We start from the raw sequence: 21,151 nt of genomic DNA, 5'->3' as shown, positions 1-21,151 counted from the left end.
GCTTCACCAATTGTTTACGCTAATCGGTAACCATAACAACCTGTAAACAGTAACGCGTAATCCGGGTGTCTGAATGTCCGCCGTGCGTCTTTCCGCCGACCTTTCCTCCACGCCGCAAAAAGCCGACTGGCTGGATACGATCCTGAAGGGAGATTGCGTCGCTGCGCTTAACAAGCTGCCCGAGAAGTCGGTCGACGTCATTTTTGCCGATCCGCCCTACAATCTTCAGCTGAACGGAGAGCTGCTGCGCCCGGATCAGTCGAAAGTGGATGCGGTCGACGACGCCTGGGACCAGTTCGACAGCTTCGCGGCCTACGACGCCTTCACCCGTGCCTGGCTGTTAGCGGCGCGGCGCGTGCTGAAGCCGAATGGCACCATCTGGGTCATCGGCTCCTATCACAACATTTTCCGCGTCGGCGCCTCGATGCAGGACTTGGGCTACTGGATCCTCAACGACATCGTGTGGCGCAAGACCAACCCGATGCCGAATTTCCGCGGCCGCCGCTTCCAGAATGCGCATGAGACGCTGATCTGGGCCTCGCGCGACGCCAATTCCAAGAACTACACCTTCAACTACGACTCGCTGAAGGCTGCCAATGACGACGTGCAGATGCGCTCCGACTGGCTGTTCCCGATTTGCACCGGTTCGGAGCGGCTGAAGAACGACGATGGCGACAAGCTGCACCCGACGCAGAAGCCGGAGGCGCTGCTGGCCCGCATCATGATGGCCTCGACCAAGCCGGGCGACGTGGTGCTCGATCCTTTCTTCGGCTCCGGCACCACGGGGGCCGTGGCCAAGCGCCTAGGCCGCCATTTCGTCGGCATCGAGCGCGAACAGGAATATATCGACGCCGCCAAGGCGCGCATCGATGCGGTGAAGCCGCTGGAGAGCGCCACGCTGACGGTACTCTCGGGCAAGCGCGCCGAGCCGCGCGTGGCTTTCGTGTCGCTCATCGATTCCGGCATGATGAAGCCGGGAACCGTGCTTTACGACTCGAAAAAGCGCTGGGCCGCGACCGTGCGCGCCGACGGCACGCTGGCGGTGGGCGAGCAGGCCGGCTCCATCCACCGCCTCGGCGCGGCCGTGCAGGGACTGGACGCCTGCAACGGCTGGACCTTCTGGCACTATGAGCGCAATGGCGGCCTGACCCAGATCGACGAGCTGCGGCGCATCGCGCGCCTGGGCATGGAGCGGGCCGGCGCATGACCGGCCGCGCCCCGGCGCATCACCAGTTACCGATGAGCCGGGCTCCAGTCACCGGCTGATCCCGAAACGCTCGAGGTCTTCCTCGAGCGTTTTGGCATTCCGGAACAGCACCGCGTGCCAACCGGCGGCCTTTGCGCCTTCCACATTCGGCAGGCTGTCGTCGATGAAGATGGTGGCCGAGGGCTGCAGCCCGAATGTCGCGGCGTGGTGGTCGTAGATGCTGCGGTCGGGCTTGATCATGCCGATCTCGCCAGAGACAGTGACGCCGCGAGGCCGGTTGAGGAACGGGAAGCGCTGCCTGGCCTCGTGGAATGTGTCGGCGGCGAAGTTCGTCAGCATCGTCACGTCGTGGCCGCCATTGATGAGGTCTTCCATGATGGCGACGCTGTCGTCATAGGCGTGCGGCACCATCTCGTGCCAATGGCGACGGAAGGTGCGGATGTTTTCCTCATGGTCGGGGTGCTGTGCGATCAGCAGCGCCTCGGCTTCTTCCCAGGTCCGGCCGCGATCCTGCTCGATGTTCCAGTCCTGGGTGCAGACCGTCTCGAAGAACCACTTGCGCTCCGCCTCGTCCGGGATCAGCCGGCTGAACGGCAGGGCAGGATCGTAGTGGAGCAGCACCTTGCCGATGTCGAAGACGATGTGGCGGATCTCGCTCATTTGGGCCTCTTTGCTGTGTGGGAATCAGGGTTTCTGGTCGCGCCGGGTATGGCAGCCTCGATTGCCTTTTTCATGACAGTGGGAAGAGCCTCGCCATGCAGCCCTTCTGCCGCCGCCCAGAAATGGCCGTGCGGCACGGCCGCGTCGGCAACCTCGGCGCGGTAGACGTGCAGTTCCAGCGCAAAATGGGTGAAGACGTGGCTGATGCTGCCGGCACGCCGCCAATCGGCGGGGAAGGGCGCGGCGTCGGCAGACGTTTCGCCATCGACGCGGGCGGTCCAGCCCGTGGTCGGCACCTCGGTCATGCCGCCGAGCAACCCTTTTTCGGGACGCTTGCGCAGCAGGACCGCGCCGTCTGGCCGGACCGCAACGAAGGCCGCGCCTTGCCGGGACGGTTTTTCGGCCTTCGGCGCGCGCACCGGATAAAGCTCAGGGTCGGCATTGCCCAGAACCCGGCATTGTTCCCGTAGCGGGCAGAGCATGCAGCGCGGCCGGCGCGGCGTGCAGGTGGTGGCGCCGAGGTCCATCATCGCCTGGGCGAAATCGCCGGGCCTGTCCTTCGGCACCAGAGTTTCCAGAAGGCTGCGGATCTCCGGCTTGGCGTCGGGCAGGGGCGTGTCGATCTCGTACAGGCGCGACATGACGCGCTCGACATTGCCGTCCATGACCGCCGCCGGCCGGTCGAAGGCGATGGAAGCGACCGCCGCCGCCGTGTAGGGGCCGATGCCGGGCAGGGCGCGCAGGCCGGCTTCGGTCTCCGGAAACGCGCCGCCATCGCGGGCCACGGCCTCGGCGCAAGCCTTGAGGTTGCGGGCGCGGGAATAGTAGCCCAGCCCGGCCCAGGCCTTCATGACCTCGTCGCTTTCGGCGGCGGCTAGTGCGTGCACATCCGGCCATTTTTCCAGGAATGCGCGGAAATAGGGCTTTACCGCCTCGACGGTGGTCTGCTGCAGCATGATCTCCGACAGCCAGACACGATAGGGATCGGGACGCAGACCGGCGGCGAATTCGCGCGGAGATATCCGCCAGGGCAGCTCGCGATGATTATCGTCGTACCAGGCGAGGAGACGCGAGGCGACCGTGGGTCGGGCCGCCTCGATGCTCTTGCGGGACGTGACTGGTGATGCCATTGATCGCCGGATTGCTACTTGCCCTTGCCGGGCGAAACTTATCTGGAGAACGCACATGGCAGGGAAAAAGCCGTTCGGCAATCCCGTTCCGGTCAGCGATCTCGCCAGCGAGATTCTCGATCCGGTGCTGCGCAAGCGCGCCGGCATTTCAGTCGGGCTGGTCCAGTCCTGGGAAGAGATCGTGGGCCCGCGGCTCGCCCTGAAGTCGCGGCCTGAAAAGATACAGTGGCCGCGCCGCATGCACGAGGACGACCCTTTCGAGCCGGCGACGCTGGTTGTGGCCTGCGAAGGGCTGGCCGCGCTGCACCTGCAGCACGAGACGGGCGAGGTCATCGGCCGCGTGAACGCCTTCCTCGGCTTCAATGCCATCGGCCGCCTGCGCATCGTGCAGAAGCCTGTCGCCAGCGCCTCTGCGGCGCCGAGGCCGCGCCCGCGTCAACTGACCGATGCCGAGCGCAAAAAGCTCTCCGGAACGGTGGGCCTGATCGAGGATGAAGGTCTGCGCGCCTCGTTGGAACGGCTGGGCGCCTCCATCATTGGCTCGAGACAAAGAAAATCCTGACATTCTTCTCTCGTATTCGTGATTGCATGCGAAAAATTTGGTAATTGGATTGGGGATTTGGATGCCTTAATTCGTGCCAACTCTCGCTTTTTGTTGCTTCGGCATCGCACACTCAAACGGCAGGCAGGTGATTCGCATGACCCGTTCCATTTCGCGCAGAACTGTTATTTCCTCTTTGGCTGCCGTTCCGGCCGTGCTGATGCTTGCCGGCTGCAGCGACGAAACAAGCGAAGCCGCCGGCGTGCAGGAAGCTGCAACGCCCGCTGCGCCGGCCACGCCGGCTGTAGAGGCGCCGAAGCCGCAGGGCTCGGTGGACATGGCCAAGCTGCTGCAGCCCGGCGCGCTGCCGGATGAGGTGCTGGGCAAGGAAGACGCGCCGGTGACCATCGTGGAATATGCCTCGATGACCTGCAGCCACTGCGCGCACTTTGCCAACACCACCTTCCCGGAGCTGAAGACGAAGTATATCGACACCGGCAAGGTGCGGTTCGTCTTCCGCGAATTCCCCTTCGATCCGCGCGCGGAAGCGGCTTTCATGCTTGCCCGCTGCTCGAAGGACAATTATTTCCCAATGGTCGAGGTGCTGTTCAAGCAGCAGGAGAACTGGGCCGGCGTGCAGGACGCCAAGGCCGCGCTGCTGCAAATCGCCAAATTGGCCGGTTTTTCACAGGAGTCGTTCGAGGCCTGCTTGACGGACCAGAAGCTTCTGGACGATGTCAGGGCAGTACAGCGACGCGGGGCGGAAGAATTTGGGGTCGACTCCACCCCGTCCTTCTTCATCAACGGCAAGATGTACAAAGGGGCGATGTCTATTGAGGAAATGTCGGCGATTATCGACGGCATGCTCTGACGGCTCGGCTATGCCGGGGCGCGTGCGCTCCGGCACGCCTGCGGTCGCGGGGCCGCGCCCATGAAGTTTTCCCGCCTGCGGCTTCTCGGTTTCAAGTCATTCGTCGAGCCAGGTGAGTTCGTGATCGAACGCGGCCTCACAGGCATCGTGGGCCCGAACGGCTGCGGCAAATCCAATCTGGTCGAGGCGCTGCGCTGGGTTATGGGCGAAAGCTCATACAAGAACATGCGCGCCTCGGGCATGGACGACGTGATCTTTTCCGGCTCCGGCAACCGGCCCGCGCGCAACACCGCCGAAGTCACGCTTTTTCTCGACAACACCGACCGCACCGCGCCGCCGGCTTTCAACGATGCCGACGAGCTGCAGGTTTCGCGCCGTATCGAGCGCGAGGCCGGCTCGGTCTACCGCATCAACGGCAAGGAAGCGCGCGCCAAGGATGTGCAGCTTCTGTTTGCCGACCAGTCGACTGGCGCGCGCTCGCCCTCGATGGTGGGGCAGGGGCGCATCGGCGAGCTGATCCAGGCCAAGCCGCAGGCGCGCCGGGCGCTTCTGGAAGAGGCGGCCGGAATTTCGGGCCTGCACACCCGCCGTCATGAGGCGGAGCTGCGCCTGCGCGGAGCGGAACAGAATCTCGAACGCCTCGACGATGTGGTGGGCGAGCTGGAAAGCCAGATCGAGAGCCTGAAGCGGCAGGCGCGGCAGGCCTCGCGCTTCAAGAACCTGTCGGCCGACATCCGCAAGGCGGAAGCAACGCTGCTGCACCTGCGCTGGACGCAGGCCAAGGCGCAGGAAGGCGAGGCGCGCTCCGCGCTTGCCACAGCCACCTCGCTGGTGGGCGAGCGCGCCGCCGCCCAGATGGCGGCGGCCAAGGAACAGGCGATCGGCGCCCACCGCCTTCCGGAACTGCGCGAGGCGGAAGCCGCTGCCGGGGCAATCTTCCAGCGGCTGACCATCGCCCGCACCCAGATCGAGGAAGAGGCCGGCCGCGTGCGCGCGCGCCAGGCCGAGATCGAGCGGCGGCTGCAACAGCTCGACGCCGATATCGCCCGCGAGGAGCAGCTGGTTCGAGACAATGGCGACATCCTCGCCCGGCTGGCCGAGGAAGAAGAGACGCTGAGAGCCGAAAACGACGGTGCGGACGAGCGCGAGGCCGCGACGCGCGCCGCACTCGAGGAGGCGACCGCGATGCTTCAGCAGAGCGAAGCGGCGCTTTCCAAGCTGACTGCCGAGCGGGCGGAGGCGGCGGCCTCGCGCACCCAGTTCGAGCGCGCGCTGCGCGAAACCGCCGAACGCCGCGACCGCTTCGCGCGACAGCTGGCAGAGGTCGACCGCGAGGTTTCGGAGATCGCGGCGCGCATCGCCGGGCTTGCCGATCCGGCCGAAAAGAAGTTTTTGGCCGACGAGGCCCAGGCCGCCCTTGAAGAGGCGGAGCTGGGTGCCGGCGAGGCCGAGCGCATGGTTGGCGAAGCCCGTGCTGCCGAGGCCGCCGCGCGCCCGCCGCTGCAGGAGGCACGGGCGGCGCTGGCGCAGGTGGAGACCGAGGCGCGGACGCTTGCCAAGATACTTAACGCGACAAGCAGCGACGGCTTCCCGGCCGTGCTGGAACAGATCAGCGTCGAGCGCGGCTTCGAGACCGCGCTTGGGGCGGCCCTCGGCGAAGACCTCGACGTGCCGCTCGATCCGGCAGCGCCGGTGCATTGGGGCGACAGCGAGGCCGCCGTGAGCGATCCGGCCCTGCTGGATGGCGTGCAGAGCCTGGCGACCGTTGTCCGTGCGCCAAGACAGCTTGCGCGACGCCTGGCGCAGATCGGCATCGTCGAGCCGGGCGAGGGGCCGCGCCTGCAGGCGCTGCTGGCGCCGGGACAGCGGCTGGTGAGCCGCGACGGCGCGCTGTGGCGCTGGGACGGTTTTACCGCGAGCGCCGATGCGCCCACCGCCGCCGCGCTGCGCCTGGCCCAGAAAAACCGGCTGGCGGAACTTGAAGACGAGGCGGTTGAGGCCGCAGACAAAGTGCGCGTGGCCGAAAAGGCGCTCGCCGAGGCGGAAGCCGCCGTGCGCCAGCGCATCGACGAGGAGCGCCAGTCGCGCCAGGCGTGGCGCGATGCGCAGCATGCGCTCGACCAGGCGCGCGACGCCTTGGCCAAGGCTGAGAAGGCCGCCGGCGAGCTTTCCAGCCGCCGCGCCGCGCTGGACGAGGCGCGCGCCCGCATCGAGGCAGACCACGAGGAAGCCGCCGCGGCCTGTATCGAGGCGGAGGAAATGCTGGCCGATGCGCCGGACCTCAGCGAGTTGCAGGCACGGCTCGACGAGGCGGCCGCCCGCGTCGCGCGCGACCGCGCAGCGGTTGCCGATGCGCGCGCCGTGCATGACGGGCTGAGGCGCGAGGCGGATGCGCGCGCACGACGGCTGGAATCGATTGGGCTGGAGCGGCGCAACTGGACGCTACGCGCCGAGAACGCGGCGGTCCACATCGCGTCGCTGCATGAGCGGCAGGCCGAAGCCGCCGAGGAGCGCGAAAGGCTGATCGACGCGCCCGACGAGATCGACGAGCGCCGGCGCAGCCTGATGTCTCAGCTTTCGAAGGCGGAGGCCGAGCGCAAGGAAGCCGCCGATCGGCTGCAGGAGGCGGAAAACCGGCAATCGGTTCTGGACAGGGCCGCGACCGAAGCCATCCAGGGCCTTTCGGAGGCGCGCGAGGCACGCGGCCGCGCCGAGGAGCGCCTGACCGCCGCCGACGACCGCCGCAAGGAGATCGAGGCGCGCATTCATGAAGCGCTGAACACCGCGCCGCATCTGGTCATTCGCCACACCGGCCTGGAGCCCGACGACCCTCTGCCCGACACGGGCGAGGTGGAACGCCGGTTGGAGCGGCTCAAGATCGAGCGCGAGCGGCTGGGGGCGGTCAATTTGCGCGCGGAGGAAGAGCAGCGCGAGCTTTCCGAGCGCCATGAAGCGATCGTCTCCGAGCGCGACGACGTGATCGAGGCGATCCGGAAGCTGCGCCAGGCGATCCAGAGCCTCAATCGCGAGGGCCGCGAGCGGCTGCTGGCCGCGTTTGACAAGGTTAACGTCGAATTCCAGCGGCTGTTCACCCATCTTTTTGGCGGCGGCACGGCCGAACTGCAACTGATCGAATCGGACGATCCGCTGGAGGCAGGACTCGAAATCCTCGCCCGCCCGCCCGGCAAGAAGCCGCAGACCATGACGCTGCTTTCGGGCGGCGAGCAGGCATTGACGGCCATGGCGCTGATCTTTGCGGTGTTCCTCACCAACCCGGCGCCGATCTGCGTGCTGGACGAGGTGGACGCGCCGCTCGACGACCACAATGTCGAGCGCTTCTGCAACCTGATGGACGAGATGGCGCGCACCACCGAGACGCGCTTCGTCATCATCACCCACAACCCCATCACCATGGCGCGGATGAACCGCCTGTTCGGCGTGACCATGGCCGAGCAGGGCGTGAGCCAGCTGGTTTCGGTGGATCTGCAGGCAGCCGAGCGTATGCGCGAGGCGAGCTGAGCGCCGCGCCTTGCGCGAGGTTCGGTGTCCCAAATTCTTTACCTCGGCGCAGCCAACTGGTAACTGACAGCCCTTGGCATAACTGCCCCCGGTCGCAGCCTACCCGGTCAAAACAAGGACACCGAGATCGCACATCGCAACCCTTGCGGTGTGACTGCGTTGGGGGCCTCATCGGAAAGGCACTCACCTTGTCGCAATCCAACGTCTACTCAGAACTCACGCAACTCGGCAAAGAAACGCGAATTCCCGCCAGCCCCGAACAGGCCGTGCTGGAGCGGGTGCGCAATCCGCAGGCGGGCGTGCGCTACTGCGTCCGCTTCACCGCACCCGAATTCACCTCGCTCTGCCCGATGACGGGCCAGCCCGACTTCGCACATCTGGTGATCGACTACATTCCCGGCGAGTGGCTGGTCGAAAGCAAGTCCCTGAAACTGTTTCTCACTTCCTTCCGCAACCATGGAGCCTTCCATGAGGATTGCACCGTGACGATTGGCAGGCGGCTCGTTGAATGCCTGGAGCCCGAATGGCTGAGGATCGGCGGCTACTGGTATCCGCGCGGCGGGATTCCCATCGACGTGTTCTATCAGACCGGGGCGGCGCCGGCCGATGTCTGGATCCCGGAACAGGGCGTCCCAGCCTATCGCGGGCGGGGGTGAAGCCGCCAAGGCGCTCACGCCTCGTCGCCTTCCAGCAACGCCCGTTCGCGTCCGAGAATCTCGATCAGGACGTCCATCACGGCACGAACCCGAGGCGAGCGCCTTACATCCTCGTGAACCAAAAGCCAGATATCGCGGGAGGGCACGCTCTTCCGCTCCATGCAAACAAAACGCTCGTCTCCGCCGGTGATGAAGAACGGGAGGACCGCGGCCCCCAATCCTGCCTTGACCGCGGAAGACAGTCCGACGAGATCACTGGTGCAAAAGACAAACGGCCGCCCATGGGCGAACAGGCGCAGCCATTGCTGCTGAGGCACATGCTCCAGACTCTCGTCATAGCCGAGCAGGTCCATCGTTTCCGCATCCCGCCCGCTCGCATAGTCACGCGAGGCGAAGAGGCCGTAGCCAGCCGTAGCGACCTTGCGGGTGACAAGAGATGAGCCCTCCGGCCGCGTCAGGCGCAGGGCGATGTCCGCCTCGCGGCGCGTGAGGCTTATCGAAACATTGGTCCCGGACAGTTCGAGGACGATGTCGGGATGCCGCTGGCGCAACAGCCCCAGGCGCGGTGACAGAAACAGGCTGGCGAATGCCGGCGGCGCGCTGACCCGAACCGTTCCCGACAATCCGGACCCGCGCCCTTGCGCGACGCGCTGGAGCGCAAACACGTCTTCCTCCAGGCGCTCCACCTGCTCCCGCACATGCTCGCCCTCCGGCGTGAGCTCATAGCCGCGCGGCAGGCGGTCGAGGAGACGAATGCCGAGCGCACCCTCAAGCGAGGCGATGCGCCGCGCCACGGTGGAATGGTCTACCCGGAGGGTGCGGGCAGCCGCCGACAGGCTCCCGGTGCGGGCCAGTTCGGCGAAGAATCTGAGGTCATCCCAGTCCACGTTGCGCAAAAATCCCCAGACACATGGCGAAAATTCCGAATAACAGCCAAGCCGATCTCAGGCCAGACTGCATTTCCTCAAATCCGGAGATCAGAAATGACCAAAGTTGTTCGAATTCATGAAGTCGGGGCCGCCGATGCCCTGCGACTCGAGGAGATCGAGCTTCGCGCTCCCGGCCGTGGCGAGGTGCTCGTTCGCCAGTCCTTCGCCGGTGTAAACTATGTCGACGTTTATCATCGCACTGGTCTGTATCCGCTTCCGCAAATCCCGGCCGTCCTTGGCGTCGAGGGCGCTGGAACGGTCGAAGCCGTTGGCCCGGATGTGGATTCCGTACGTGTCGGCGACCGCGTAGCCTATACGGCTCTTCCGGTCGGGGCCTATGCGGCGGCGCGGCTGATCCCGGCTGACCGCCTCCTTCGCCTGCCACCGGCGGTCCAGGAGCAGAGCGCGGCCGGCGCCATGCTGCGCGGTGTCACGGCTCATATGTTGCTTCACCGCATCTATCCGGTCGGCCCGGGCGCCACAATTCTGGTTCATGCCGCTGCGGGAGGGTTGGGCCTCGTCTTGACCCAGTGGGCGAAGCTCCTGGGCGCCACCGTGATCGGCACTGTCGGCAACGAGGAAAAGGCCGAGATCGCAAGCGCTGCAGGCCTCGATCACCCGATCCTCTACCGGAACGTCGATTTCGTCTCCGCTGTCAGGGAGATCACCGACGGTCGCGGTGTCGATGTGGCTTATGATGGCATCGGCGGCCCGACGCTGCTCAAGACCTTCGATGCCGTGCGTTCGTTCGGCACTGTGGCAAGCGTCGGTCAGGCTGGCGGACCGATCCCGCCCATCGAGGTGGCGCAGCTTGGTCCGCGCCGCTCGCTTTCGCTCTCCAGGCCAAGCGTGTTCGGCTACATGACGGAAGTGGAAACCTATCGCACTGCTGCGACAGCCTTCCTGTCGCGGCTGGAGCAAGGCCAGATCAGAGCATCCGTGGGCGCCGTTTACCCCTTGGCCGACGCTGCGGAGGCCCACCGGGATCTCGAAGCCCGGCGCACGACCGGTTCAATCCTGCTCGCTGCCTGATTTGTTGGCGATCCTCCCTCGCGATAGGTGACAAAATGTCTCCGCTCATCGCCGCATCCGGCCGACCAAGTGTGGTCGTCATCAGCGGGGGCAGGACCCCACTCATAAGGACCTTCTTCAGTCACGCAAATATATGCAGAAATGGGAGTGGCTGGGGCGCCTGGATTCGAACCAGGGAATGGCGGTACCAAAAACCGCTGCCTTACCGCTTGGCTACGCCCCAATAGTCGACGCGTTCGAGTCGAGTCAGTGCGGCTTATATTCAGTGCGATCGAAAAGCACAATCTCGCGGCCGCAAATTTTGGCGCGGCAGGCGTGGTGAGCCTGCCGGAACTGAGGCCATCGGTTCATGGCCCCCACACCGCCAGCTCGTTGCCGGCCGGGTCAGTGAAGTGGAAGCGGCGGCCGCCGGGGAAGGAAAAGATCGGCCGCACGATGTTGCCGCCGGCGTCCTGCACCGCGGCAAGCGTTTCCTCCAGATTTTCCGAATATAGAACCGGCAGCGGTTTCGCGACGGCGCCCGCCGCGTCGGCGTCGAAACCGCCTTCGAGACCCTCGTCGAAGGCCGAATAGGTCGGGCCGTAATCGGTGAAGGTCCAGGAGAAGGCGGCGGCGTAAAACGCCTTGACGCTGTCCAGCGTGCCGCCGGTGGCCGGCAGTTCCAGATAGTCCAACTTTCCGGTGTGTTTCATGGTGTCCTCGTGTTCTCGTTATGTTCTAGGCAATTTGTGCGGGGCGCACAAGCCTTTGGACAAGAGCTTTCCTTAATCGATTGTAGGAGTTGATCGGGGCGAAGCACATGTTGCCTTTCGCAGCGCAGCAATTTAACGCTTCGCGAACATAGGAGCCGCGGACATACGCAGGCCGCCGCGGTCGAATGGCGAGGAACGAGCATGACCAAGTGGGTGTACACCTTTGGAGATGGCGCTGCCGAAGGGCGAGCCGGCGACAAGAATCTGCTGGGCGGCAAGGGCGCCAACCTGGCGGAGATGTGCAGCCTTGGCCTGCCGGTGCCGCCCGGATTCACCATCACCACGGAAGTCTGCAACGCCTTCTACGCCAATGGCCGCACCTATCCCGCCGGGCTGGAAGGGCAGGTGGGCGCAGCACTCGACCATATCGGCCGGATCACCGGACGCAACTTTGGCGACCCCGAAAAGCTGCTGCTGGTTTCCGTCCGCTCGGGGGCGCGCGCTTCAATGCCGGGCATGATGGACACGGTGCTCAACCTCGGCCTGAACGACGGGACGGTCGAGGCGCTGGCCGCCGATTCGGGCGATGCGCGCTTTGCCTATGACAGCTACCGGCGCTTCATCCAGATGTATTCGGACGTAGTCATGGGCCTCGACCATGAGGTGTTCGAGGAAATCCTGCAGGAAGAGAAGGCACGCCTGGGCCACGAGCTCGACACGGAGCTGTCGGCTGAAGAGTGGCAGGACGTGATCGTGCTCTACAAGGCCAAGGTCGAGGAAGAGCTGGGCACGCCGTTCCCGCAGGACCCGAAGGAACAGCTGTGGGGCGCCATTGGCGCCGTGTTCTCCAGCTGGATGAACCACCGCGCCATCACCTATCGCCGCCTGCATGACATTCCCGAAAGCTGGGGCACGGCGGTCAATGTGCAGGCCATGGTGTTCGGCAATATGGGCGACAGCTCGGCCACGGGCGTTGCCTTCACGCGCAATCCGTCCACCGGCGAGAACGTGCTCTATGGCGAGTTCCTTGTGAATGCGCAGGGCGAGGACGTGGTGGCCGGCATCCGGACGCCGCAGAACATCACCGAGGCCGCGCGCATCGGGGCGGGCTCCGACAAGCCGTCGCTGCAGAAGCTGATGCCTGCAGCCTTCGCGTCCTTCATGGAGATCTCGGAGCGGCTGGAAAAGCACTACCGCGACATGCAGGATCTGGAATTCACCATCGAGCGCGGCAAGCTGTGGATGCTGCAGACCCGCTCGGGCAAGCGCACCGCAAAGGCGGCGCTGAAGATCGCGGTGGACATGGCGGCGGAAGGGCTGATCAGCAAGGACGAAGCGGTGACGCGTATCGACCCTGCCTCTCTCGACCAGCTTCTGCACCCGACCATCGACCCCAAGGCCGAGCGCAATGTCATCGCCATCGGCCTGCCGGCGTCGCCGGGGGCAGCGACCGGCGAGATTGTCTTCTCCTCCAACGAGGCGGAGGAAATGCGCGCCATCGGCAAGAAGGTCATCCTGGTGCGCATCGAGACCAGCCCGGAAGACATTCACGGCATGCATGCGGCCGAAGGCATCCTGACGACGCGCGGCGGCATGACCAGCCACGCCGCCGTGGTGGCGCGCGGCATGGGCAAGCCCTGCGTTTCGGGTGCGGGCTCGCTGCGCGTGGACTACAAGGCCGGCACCATGACGGCGATGGGCACCACCTTCCACAAGGGCGACATCGTCACCATCGACGGCGGCACCGGCCAGGTACTGAAGGGCGCGGTGCCGATGCTGCAGCCCGAGCTCTCCGGCGACTTCGCCGCGATCATGGAGTGGGCCGACAGCATCAGGCGCATGAAGGTGCGCACCAATGCCGAAACCCCGGCAGACGCCCGCATGGCGCGCTCATTCGGCGCCGAAGGCATCGGCCTGTGCCGCACCGAACACATGTTCTTCGAGGGTGAGCGCATCCTGGCCATGCGCGAGATGATCCTCTCCGACACGGAGAAGGGCCGCCGCACAGCGCTTGGCAAGCTTCTGCCGATGCAGCGTTCGGACTTTACCGAGCTGTTCGAGATCATGGCCGGCCTGCCGGTCACCATCCGCCTGCTCGACCCGCCGCTGCACGAGTTCCTGCCCAAGACGGACGAGGAGATCGCCGAGGTTGCGGCCGCGATGGATGTGTCGCCCGAAAAGTTGCGCCACCGCACCGAGCTGCTGCACGAGTTCAACCCGATGCTCGGCCATCGCGGCTGCCGCCTGGCGGTTTCCTATCCGGAAATCGCCGAAATGCAGGCGCGCGCCATCTTCGAGGCGGCGGTGGAAGCTGGCAAGGCGACAGGCAATCCGGTGGTGCCGGAAATCATGGTGCCGCTGGTGGGCCTGGCCAAGGAGTTCGACTTCGTGAAGGCGCGCATCGACGCGGTGGCCAAGAGCGTCATGGAAGAGACCGGCGTGAAGGTGGAATACCTGACCGGCACGATGATCGAGCTGCCGCGCGCGGCGATCCGGGCCCATCTGATCGCCGAGACCGCCGAGTTCTTCTCCTTCGGCACCAACGACCTGACGCAGACCACCTTCGGCATCTCGCGCGACGATGCGGCGTCCTTCCTAGAGACCTATCGCCAGAAGGGCATCATCGAGCAGGACCCGTTCGTGTCGCTCGACATCGAGGGCGTGGGCGAACTGGTGCGCATCGGCGCCGAACGCGGCAGGTCGGCACGGCCGCAGATCAAGCTCGGCATCTGCGGCGAGCACGGCGGCGACCCGCGCTCGATCCACTTCTGTGAGGAAGTGGGCCTCGATTATGTTTCCTGCTCGCCGTTCCGCGTGCCTATCGCGCGGCTGGCGGCGGCGCAGGCTGCGGTCAAAAACTCGCGAAAGGGCGCCTGAGGCAAGCATGCTGCGGCGGCCGTCCCGATTTTCGCCCAGATGCGGGCGTTGGGGATAGGCCGCCGAAAGCCTGAAATTGACTGCCATGCGCCTGTTGCTGAAATCCTTCCTCGCCGCAGGGCTCCTCCTCTCGGCGGCTTCCGCCGGCCACGCGGTGCCTTTGCTGGAGCCGACTCTGCGCCTCAAACCGCATGAGGATGCCGATGTGCCACGCGTAGCTCTGACGCTTGACGCCTGCGGCGGCAGGACTGACGGACGAATACTCTCGGCGCTGGTCGAGAACCGGATTCCGGCGACTATCTTCGTCACCGGCACCTGGCTCAGGCGCAATGCCGCCGCGCTGGAGATAATGCGTTCGCACCCCGAGCTGTTTGAGCTGGAAAACCACGGCGGACACCACATTCCGGCGGTGGATACGCCGCGCAAGATCTATGGCATCAGCAGCGCGGGGAGCGCCGAAGCCGTGCTGGCGGAGGTGGAGGGAGGTGCGGCAGCACTTGCGGAGGCCGGCGGCCCGGCGGCGAAATGGTTTCGCGGCGCCACCGCCCAATACAGCCCGTCCGCGATCGCGCTGATACGCAAGGCCGGCTTCAAGATCGCCGGCTATTCCATCAACGGCGACGGCGGATCGCTGCTGAGCGCAAGGGAAACGGCGCGGCGCGTGGCGGCCGCCAAGGATGGCGACGTCATCATCGCCCACATCAATCAGCCCACCCACGCTGCCGGCGAGGGGCTGGTGAAAGGGCTTCTGGAACTCAAGGCGAGGGGCGTGACCTTCGTGCGCCTGGATGACGCGGACGGCGTGGGCACGAACGACACCACCGATTGACGGCCTTGGCGGCCAGCCGTCACCTCACGCTTGCGGATGCCAGCCTTTCGCGGCTGCCAGGACGTCCACCCGGACCTTGTTCGGGTCGAAGGCGCCGTGGTTCATGATCGCCTTCAATTCGTCGTAGGGCGCATCGTAGGACCACATGACGTCGTCTTCCGCTTCGCCCGAGGCCGCGACGTTCCAGTGCACGGCCTCGCCCTTGTAGGCGTTATGGGTGCGCATGTCGCTGCGGGTCAGAAACTCGAAATAGATGTCGCGGAAGGGGATGTAATAGACCGGCTGATGCCTTTCCTCACGCAGCACCTTCGCGGCCGTGGTGGAAGCGATGACCGCGCCGGCAAAGCTGACGACGACGGTTCCCGAAAAGCGCCTCACGGTGATGTGGTAGTTCGGGTTGCGCCGAAATCCGGGTGCGGGTGGGGCGACTGTTACCATGGCAAGCCTCCTGCGGTCCGGACAAACAAACGCGCATGCCGAGTTTCCGTTCCGCGCCATGCCGATGCGCGCAGGCTCTCTCAGGTGCCGTTCAGGCGGCGTGGGTGAGCGCTTCCGCCAGCCCGGCATAGGCAGCCACGATGCCGGCGATAGGGCTCTTGCTCCCGGCCACCGTCTCGACACGAAGATGGCCGCCCGCCACCGGAAGGATGAGGATCAGGAACTGGCGGCTCTCGCCTTCGCCGACGTAAGCGGCCGCCGCATAATGCGGTTCGTCCGGTTCGTCGATGCGCAGCTTGAACATCAGCACGCCGCCGACCGCATCGAGCGCGCCGCGAACGACTGTCTCGAAATCCTGATCGGAAACGTCGCCGGCCTTGGTGGCAAGTTCGATCGCGTTCCCGGAAGCGTCGGAATCAATTTCCGACCTGCTCTCAGCGCCAGATTGCTCTTTCATGCGGAGCCCCTGTTCCTTCAAAGATGGCACTTCCGCTAGCGGGAAAATCGGGAACGAGAATGGCCGGATTGTGACGATTGACTGTTTCCGGCCACCGACCCGACAAGTACCGAGACTGACGGATCAGAAGCACTGGCGCAAGATCAATTGACGTAACGGAAGGAGGTATTGGACAATACTGCTTTTCGTTCCACAATGCCGGGAAAACGACATCGGGAGGAGGATAGCAATGCTTGGACTGATGCAGGAATGGCCGCTGCTCTGCCACAAGATTCTCGATCATGCCGGGATCCAGCATCCGCATCGTGAAGTCGTCTCGCGTTCGGTCGAAGGACCGATTGTCCGCACCACCTATGCGGAGGTCCGCCTGCGCGCGCTGAAACTGGCCCAGCGTCTTGAGCGCGACGGCTTCGGGCCGGGCGACCGCATCGCTACCCTTGCCTGGAATACGGCGCGCCACATCGAGGCGTGGTACGGCATCATGGGCATGGGCGCGGTCTATCACACGCTCAACCCGCGCCTGTTTCCCGAGCAGATCGCCTGGATCATGAACCACGCCGAGGACAAGGCGCTGTTCGTCGATCTCACCTTCCTGCCGCTGGCGGAGAAGATTGCCGCATCGGTGCCGAGCCTGCGGCGGGTAATCGTGCTGACCGATGCCGCCCATATGCCGCCGACCTCGCTGCCAAACGCGGTGGCTTACGAGGAATGGCTGGCCGAGGCGGATGGCGACTTCCGCTGGCGGGAGTTCGACGAAAACACGGCCGCCGGCATGTGCTATACCTCGGGCACGACCGGCGAGCCGAAAGGGGTGCTCTACAGCCACCGCTCGAACGTGATTCACGCGATGATGGCCGCCATGCCCGATGCGATGGGCATTTCCTCGCGCGATGTGATCCTGCCGGTGGTGCCGATGTTCCACGCCAATGCCTGGGGCCTTGCCCAGATCGGGCCGATGATCGGCGCGAAGCTGGTGATGCCGGGCCCGCGCATGGACGGCGCCTCGATCTACGAACTGCTCGACACAGAGAAGGTGACCTTTACCGCCGCCGTGCCCACGGTGTGGCTGATGCTGCTCCAGCATCTGGAGGAGACCGGAAAGAAGCTGCCTTATCTGAAGAAGGTGGTGATCGGCGGCGCGGCCTGCCCGCGCGCGATGACGCGCAAGTTCGAGCAGACCTATGGCGTGGAGGTCATCCATGCCTGGGGCATGACCGAAATGTCCCCGCTGGGCACCCTGGCCACGCTGAAGCCGGATTGCGCAGGGCTGGAGGGCGAGGAGCTGCTGGACCTGAAGGCCAAGCAGGGGCATGCGCCATTTGGCGTGGAGATGAAGGTGACCGACGACAACAACCGGGACCTGCCCTGGGACGGCAAGACCTTCGGCCGCCTCAAGGTGCGTGGGCCGGCGGTGGCGCGGGCCTATTACGGCGGCGCGGGTGCCGAGCAGTTCGACGAGGAGGGCTGGTTCGATACCGGCGATGTCGCCCACATAGATGCCAACGGCTACATGCAGATCACCGACCGGGCCAAGGACGTGATCAAGTCGGGCGGCGAATGGATCTCGACCATCGAACTGGAGAACCTGGCCGTCGGCCACCCCGATGTGGCGGAGGCGGCGGTGATCGGCGTGCGGCACGAAAAGTGGGACCAGCGGCCGCTGCTGGTAGTGGTGCGCAAGCCGGGCAAGGAGCCGGCCAAGGCCGACATTCTCGGCTTCATGGAAGGCAAGATCGCCAAGTGGTGGTTGCCGGACGACATAGCCTTCGTGGAGGAAATCCCGCATACGGCGACAGGCAAGATCCAGAAGACTGTCCTGCGCAGGCAATTCGGCGAATACCGGTTGCCCTCCGACTGAGCGGGCTTCTGCCGGAGGCCAAAAGCTTCTAAGGATTCCGCAGTGAAAAACGGAGCTCCTGCGGCGCGGCGACATGGTGGCCTATCTGGAAGAGAAGATATCGCGGATGGCCGGATGGTCGCGGCGCCTGGCAGTGTTCTCTGCGCTGCTGTTCATCATCGCCGGGCTTGCCCACCGCTATGCCCTGCTGGAAACCGTGGCCTTCCTGTGCGTGCTCGCCCTTGTGGCGGTGCTGGCCACTTTCGCGCTGCTGCTGGCGTTCTTCGCCTTTCCGCATGTGTGGAACGATGGCGACCGCGGCGGAGGGGATCTGACCTTCGGCGCGGTGGTGGGGCTTGCCGTGCTGGCGCCCTTCCTGTTCTACGGCTATTGCGCCTTTGCCTACCCCGAGCTCAACGACATTTCGACGGACCCGGAGGACCCGCCGGCGCTGACGATTGCGGCCAAGACGCGCTCGCGCGGCATGAACCCGGTGGCCCCGCCTACGGCCGAGCAGCGCAAGCTGCAATCGGAAAAATACCCGCACGTGACGGGCCGGCGCTACGACCTGCCGCTCGATCGCACGCTGGACGCGGTGGAGTCGGTGCTATCGCGCACCAACTGGAAACTGTTCGGACCAACCGCGGACCCGGACGACGAGAGCGAGATAACGATAGAGGCGCTGGCATATACGTGGGTGCTGGCTTTCCCGGTCGACGTTTCCATCCGGTTGGTGGACGAAGGCGAGACGACCTATGTCGACATGCGCTCGGCCTCGCGATACGGGCGGCACGATTTCGGCAACAACGTGGCGCGGATCAATCAATTCCTGCAGGACCTGGATGCGGAGGTGGCGACGCAGAGCGGCGAAGCCCCGCCCGACAGCAATTAGTGGGGATCAGGCCGGCGAAAAATGCGCGTCGATGGACACGGTGCCATCGGTGATGGCCGCACCGCGCCCGACCAGATCTTCCAGATGCGCCAGAACCGAGAGTGCTGCGGCGCCGTGCAGGCGCGGATCGGTGTCGCGGTAGATCGCGCCGACCATCTCGGCGATGGTGCGGTCACCCGACCTCAGCCTCTCCACGATGGCGCGCTCGCGCATCTTCCGGTGTGCCTTGAGGCCGCGCAGGAATGATCGCGGCTTGGTGACCGGGCCGCCATGGCCCGGGAAGAACACCCGGTCGTCGCGCTCCAGCAGCCGGTCGAGCGAGGCCATGTAGTCGGCCATTGCGCCGTCCGGAGGCGCCACGATGGAGGTGGCCCATGCCATGACATGGTCGGCGGAGAACAGGATGCCGGTACCTTCCAGCGAGAACGCCGCATGGTTGGCGGCGTGGCCCGGCGTCAGCACCGTGCCGATGCGCCAGCCGTCGCCCTCGATAACGTCGCCATCCTTGAGTGTCAGCTCGGGCGCGAAATCCGTCTCGGCGCTGGCGTCGAGCGGATTGATCTCGCCGATCCGCAGCGGGCGCGCCGGGCGATGCGGCCCCTCGGCCGCGACGACCGCGCCGGTACGCCGTGCGAGCCGCGCGGCAAGCGGGGAATGATCCCGATGCGTATGGCTGACGAAGATATGGCTGACGGGGCGTCCTGCGATGGCCCGCAGCAACGCATCGAAATGGGCGTCGTCTTCCGGGCCGGGATCGATGACGGCCAGCGTGTCATGCCCGACGATGTAGCTGTTGGTGCCGTGGAAGGTGAAGGCGCTGGGATTGTTCACGGTCAGGCGCGCCACGCCCTTGGCGATCGGCACGGCCTCGCCATAGGCCGGCTCGAACTTTGTGTCGAATTCCAGGGACATCGTCGAAACCTGCCTCGCCTTCCGCATGCAAACCGCCAAATCCGTTTGCCGCTTAGCACGCCGGCCGATGTAGGCAAACCCGGCCGGCCAGATCGGCCAACCTCGACAGACATGGGGGGCGCGGTGGCAAATTCAATCACGGCCCCGCCCGTTCGCCTTGCCCGAGAGCGGTGCGGCGCGAGAGAAGCCCCATCAATACAGTTGTACATCTCGTTTTCCATGTACAGGAATAATATTTTAAGTATATAACTCCTGTTTATTGTGGGTGTCTGAGCGTTAAATTCGGGGATGCCACCGAGTTGGGGGATGTTTCTGTGGACGCAATTGTTAATTGCGGTGAAGAACTTTTCGCCACATTTGAAAACAAGCGCGGGACCATTGGCGTCGTCGGCCTCTCGGCTATGTAGGCCTGCCCCTGGCGCGAGCCATCATGGAGGCAGGTTTCAAGGTGATCGGCGTGGATGTCGATCGCGAGAAAATTCGAATGCTGCGGGCAGGACAGGATTACATCAGGCACATCGATGGGCGTTATTTCGTCAAGAAAATCCGATCGAAGTCCTTCTTTTGTACAGTGAACTTCGCAGCCCTTTCGCAGGCGCATGCCATTGTCATCTGCGTGCCGACGCCGCTGACGAAATACCGCGAGCCGGACCTTTCCTATGTGGCGAAAACGGCAGCGTCGATCGTCCCGCATATGAGGCGGGGTCAACTGATCATTCTGGAATCGACGACCTATCCGGGCACGACAGCGGAGATGCTTGTGCCGGCGCTTGAAAAAAGCGGCCTGAAGTGCGGATCGGACTTTTTCGTCGCCTTCAGTCCCGAACGGGAGGATCCCGGAAATCCGGAATTCGACACCTATTCCATTCCGAAGGTGGTCGGAGGAATGGATGACATGGCCAGAGAGCTTGCCCTGGCTTTTTACGGCAGTGTGGTTTCGGAAGTGATTTCGGTCTCTTCGGCAGCAACGGCCGAAGCGGTCAAGATCACGGAGAACATCTTCCGCTCCGTCAATATCGCGCTGGTCAATGAGCTGAAGCTCATCTTCGGTGCGATGGGTATCGACATCTGGGAGGTGGTAGAGGCGGCCAAGACGAAGCCCTTCGGCTACATGCCGTTCTATCCGGGGCCGGGCCTTGGTGGCCACTGCATACCCATAGATCCGTTCTATCTGAGTTGGAAGGCGCGCGAATATGACATGCCTACGCGCTTCATCGAACTTGCCGGCCAGATCAACACAAGCATGCCACAGCATGTCGTTGCGGTGTGCGCGGATACCCTGAACATGCGCTTTTCCAAAGGGCTGAACGGCGCCCGGGTGCTGCTGGTCGGACTGGCCTACAAGAAGAACGTGGACGACATGCGCGAGAGCCCCGGGCTGAAGCTGATCGAACTGCTGGAGCGCTACGGCGCGACGGTGGACTATTTCGACCCCTATATCCCGTCCATCCCGGTGACGCGGGAACATCCCGAGTTCACCGGGCGGCAGTCGCAGGCCGGGGGCGCGGCCTGCTTTGCCAACTATGACCTCGCGCTGATTGCGACCGACCACGACAATGTCGGCTATCGCGAAATCGTCGAAAACAGCAAGATCGTGATCGATACCCGCAACGCCTGCGAACGCCACGGCGTGTGGGGCGACAACATCGTCAAGGCTTAGAACCGCGCGGTG

Annotated in this window: 17 protein-coding genes, 1 tRNA gene and 1 pseudogene; 11 read left to right on the top strand and 8 right to left on the bottom strand. The window is 64.8% G+C overall.

What is annotated here, in order from left to right:
• Positions 1–73: 73 nt before the first annotated feature.
• Positions 74–1,207 (top strand): DNA methyltransferase, encoded by a 1,134-nt coding sequence (locus tag AC3A4H_RS02290; RefSeq protein WP_487765241.1) that lies wholly within the window; start codon positions 74–76, stop codon positions 1,205–1,207.
• Between the two features lie 48 nt (positions 1,208–1,255).
• On the opposite strand, the gene AC3A4H_RS02285 is transcribed toward AC3A4H_RS02290, so the two are convergent.
• Complete coding sequence (locus AC3A4H_RS02285; RefSeq protein WP_487765240.1) at positions 1,256–1,867, bottom strand: HAD family hydrolase; 612 nt, start codon at positions 1,865–1,867, stop codon at positions 1,256–1,258.
• Positions 1,864–2,997 carry an A/G-specific adenine glycosylase gene (mutY, locus tag AC3A4H_RS02280; protein ID WP_487765239.1) on the bottom strand — a complete coding sequence of 378 codons (1,134 nt, stop codon included), beginning with the start codon at positions 2,995–2,997 and terminating at the stop codon, positions 1,864–1,866. The genes AC3A4H_RS02285 and mutY overlap by 4 nt, the downstream gene beginning before the upstream one ends.
• A 55-nt stretch (positions 2,998–3,052) precedes the next feature.
• Between mutY and AC3A4H_RS02275 the strand changes: the two genes are divergently transcribed.
• The 4 genes from AC3A4H_RS02275 to queF all read left to right on the top strand — a co-directional run bounded on the left by AC3A4H_RS02275 (position 3,053) and on the right by queF (position 8,584).
• On the top strand, positions 3,053–3,559 hold the full coding sequence (locus tag AC3A4H_RS02275) for a DUF721 domain-containing protein (RefSeq protein ID WP_487765238.1): 507 nt from the start codon (positions 3,053–3,055) through the stop codon (positions 3,557–3,559).
• Between the two features lie 136 nt (positions 3,560–3,695).
• The gene (locus AC3A4H_RS02270; RefSeq protein ID WP_487765237.1) at positions 3,696–4,409 is read left to right on the top strand and encodes a DsbA family protein; all 714 of its coding nucleotides are present in this window, start codon (positions 3,696–3,698) and stop codon (positions 4,407–4,409) included.
• Positions 4,410–4,469: 60 nt separating this feature from the next.
• Positions 4,470–7,928, top strand: a complete 3,459-nt coding sequence (smc, locus tag AC3A4H_RS02265; RefSeq protein WP_487765236.1) for a chromosome segregation protein SMC — start codon at positions 4,470–4,472, stop codon at positions 7,926–7,928.
• Positions 7,929–8,116: 188 nt separating this feature from the next.
• On the top strand, positions 8,117–8,584 hold the full coding sequence (queF, locus tag AC3A4H_RS02260; RefSeq protein WP_487765235.1) for a preQ(1) synthase: 468 nt from the start codon (positions 8,117–8,119) through the stop codon (positions 8,582–8,584).
• 14 nt (positions 8,585–8,598) lie between these two features.
• Here queF and AC3A4H_RS02255 read toward each other — a convergent pair whose 3' ends face one another.
• Entirely contained in the window at positions 8,599–9,471 is an 873-nt protein-coding gene (locus AC3A4H_RS02255; RefSeq protein ID WP_487765234.1) for a LysR family transcriptional regulator, read from the bottom strand.
• A gap of 96 nt (positions 9,472–9,567) precedes the next feature.
• Here AC3A4H_RS02255 and AC3A4H_RS02250 point away from each other — a divergent pair, with 96 nt between their 5' ends.
• Complete coding sequence (locus tag AC3A4H_RS02250; RefSeq protein ID WP_487765233.1) at positions 9,568–10,545, top strand: quinone oxidoreductase family protein; 978 nt, start codon at positions 9,568–9,570, stop codon at positions 10,543–10,545.
• Positions 10,546–10,693: 148 nt separating this feature from the next.
• On the opposite strand, the gene AC3A4H_RS02245 is transcribed toward AC3A4H_RS02250, so the two are convergent.
• Both AC3A4H_RS02245 and AC3A4H_RS02240 read right to left on the bottom strand, forming a co-directional pair.
• Positions 10,694–10,768: transfer RNA gene (locus AC3A4H_RS02245), tRNA-Gln, on the bottom strand.
• A gap of 124 nt (positions 10,769–10,892) precedes the next feature.
• On the bottom strand, positions 10,893–11,237 hold the full coding sequence (locus AC3A4H_RS02240) for a VOC family protein (protein WP_487765232.1): 345 nt from the start codon (positions 11,235–11,237) through the stop codon (positions 10,893–10,895).
• Between the two features lie 201 nt (positions 11,238–11,438).
• Between AC3A4H_RS02240 and ppdK the strand changes: the two genes are divergently transcribed.
• Both ppdK and AC3A4H_RS02230 read left to right on the top strand, forming a co-directional pair.
• Positions 11,439–14,114 (top strand): pyruvate, phosphate dikinase, encoded by a 2,676-nt coding sequence (gene ppdK, locus AC3A4H_RS02235; protein WP_487765231.1) that lies wholly within the window; start codon positions 11,439–11,441, stop codon positions 14,112–14,114.
• Between the two features lie 85 nt (positions 14,115–14,199).
• Entirely contained in the window at positions 14,200–14,943 is a 744-nt protein-coding gene (locus AC3A4H_RS02230; protein ID WP_487765877.1) for a polysaccharide deacetylase family protein, read from the top strand.
• A 24-nt stretch (positions 14,944–14,967) separates the two neighbouring features.
• Here the strand turns inward: AC3A4H_RS02230 and AC3A4H_RS02225 are convergent, their stop codons facing one another.
• Together AC3A4H_RS02225 and AC3A4H_RS02220 are read right to left on the bottom strand one after the other, a co-directional pair.
• Positions 14,968–15,381: a DUF427 domain-containing protein gene (locus tag AC3A4H_RS02225; protein WP_487765230.1), complete on the bottom strand. Its 414-nt coding sequence runs from the start codon at positions 15,379–15,381 to the stop codon at positions 14,968–14,970.
• 91 nt (positions 15,382–15,472) lie between these two features.
• Positions 15,473–15,838 carry a hypothetical protein gene (locus AC3A4H_RS02220; protein ID WP_487765229.1) on the bottom strand — a complete coding sequence of 122 codons (366 nt, stop codon included), beginning with the start codon at positions 15,836–15,838 and terminating at the stop codon, positions 15,473–15,475.
• A 229-nt stretch (positions 15,839–16,067) separates the two neighbouring features.
• On the opposite strand from AC3A4H_RS02220, the gene AC3A4H_RS02215 reads away from it, so the two are divergent.
• Together AC3A4H_RS02215 and AC3A4H_RS02210 are read left to right on the top strand one after the other, a co-directional pair.
• Entirely contained in the window at positions 16,068–17,696 is a 1,629-nt protein-coding gene (locus AC3A4H_RS02215) for a long-chain-fatty-acid--CoA ligase (protein WP_487765228.1), read from the top strand.
• A 73-nt stretch (positions 17,697–17,769) separates the two neighbouring features.
• On the top strand, positions 17,770–18,567 hold the full coding sequence (locus tag AC3A4H_RS02210; RefSeq protein ID WP_487765227.1) for a DUF1499 domain-containing protein: 798 nt from the start codon (positions 17,770–17,772) through the stop codon (positions 18,565–18,567).
• Positions 18,568–18,573: 6 nt separating this feature from the next.
• On the opposite strand, the gene AC3A4H_RS02205 is transcribed toward AC3A4H_RS02210, so the two are convergent.
• Positions 18,574–19,479, bottom strand: coding sequence for an MBL fold metallo-hydrolase (locus tag AC3A4H_RS02205; RefSeq protein WP_487765226.1), 906 nt, complete (start codon positions 19,477–19,479; stop codon positions 18,574–18,576).
• A gap of 314 nt (positions 19,480–19,793) precedes the next feature.
• Between AC3A4H_RS02205 and AC3A4H_RS02200 the strand changes: the two are divergent.
• Positions 19,794–21,139: pseudogene (locus AC3A4H_RS02200) on the top strand (nucleotide sugar dehydrogenase).
• The last annotated feature ends 12 nt before the right edge of the window (positions 21,140–21,151 follow it).

This window comes from Pseudaminobacter sp. Soil_N_29 (assembly GCF_057656055.1).
Note: the sequence above shows the minus strand (reverse complement) of the source record. Positions and strands in the feature narration are given on the sequence as shown.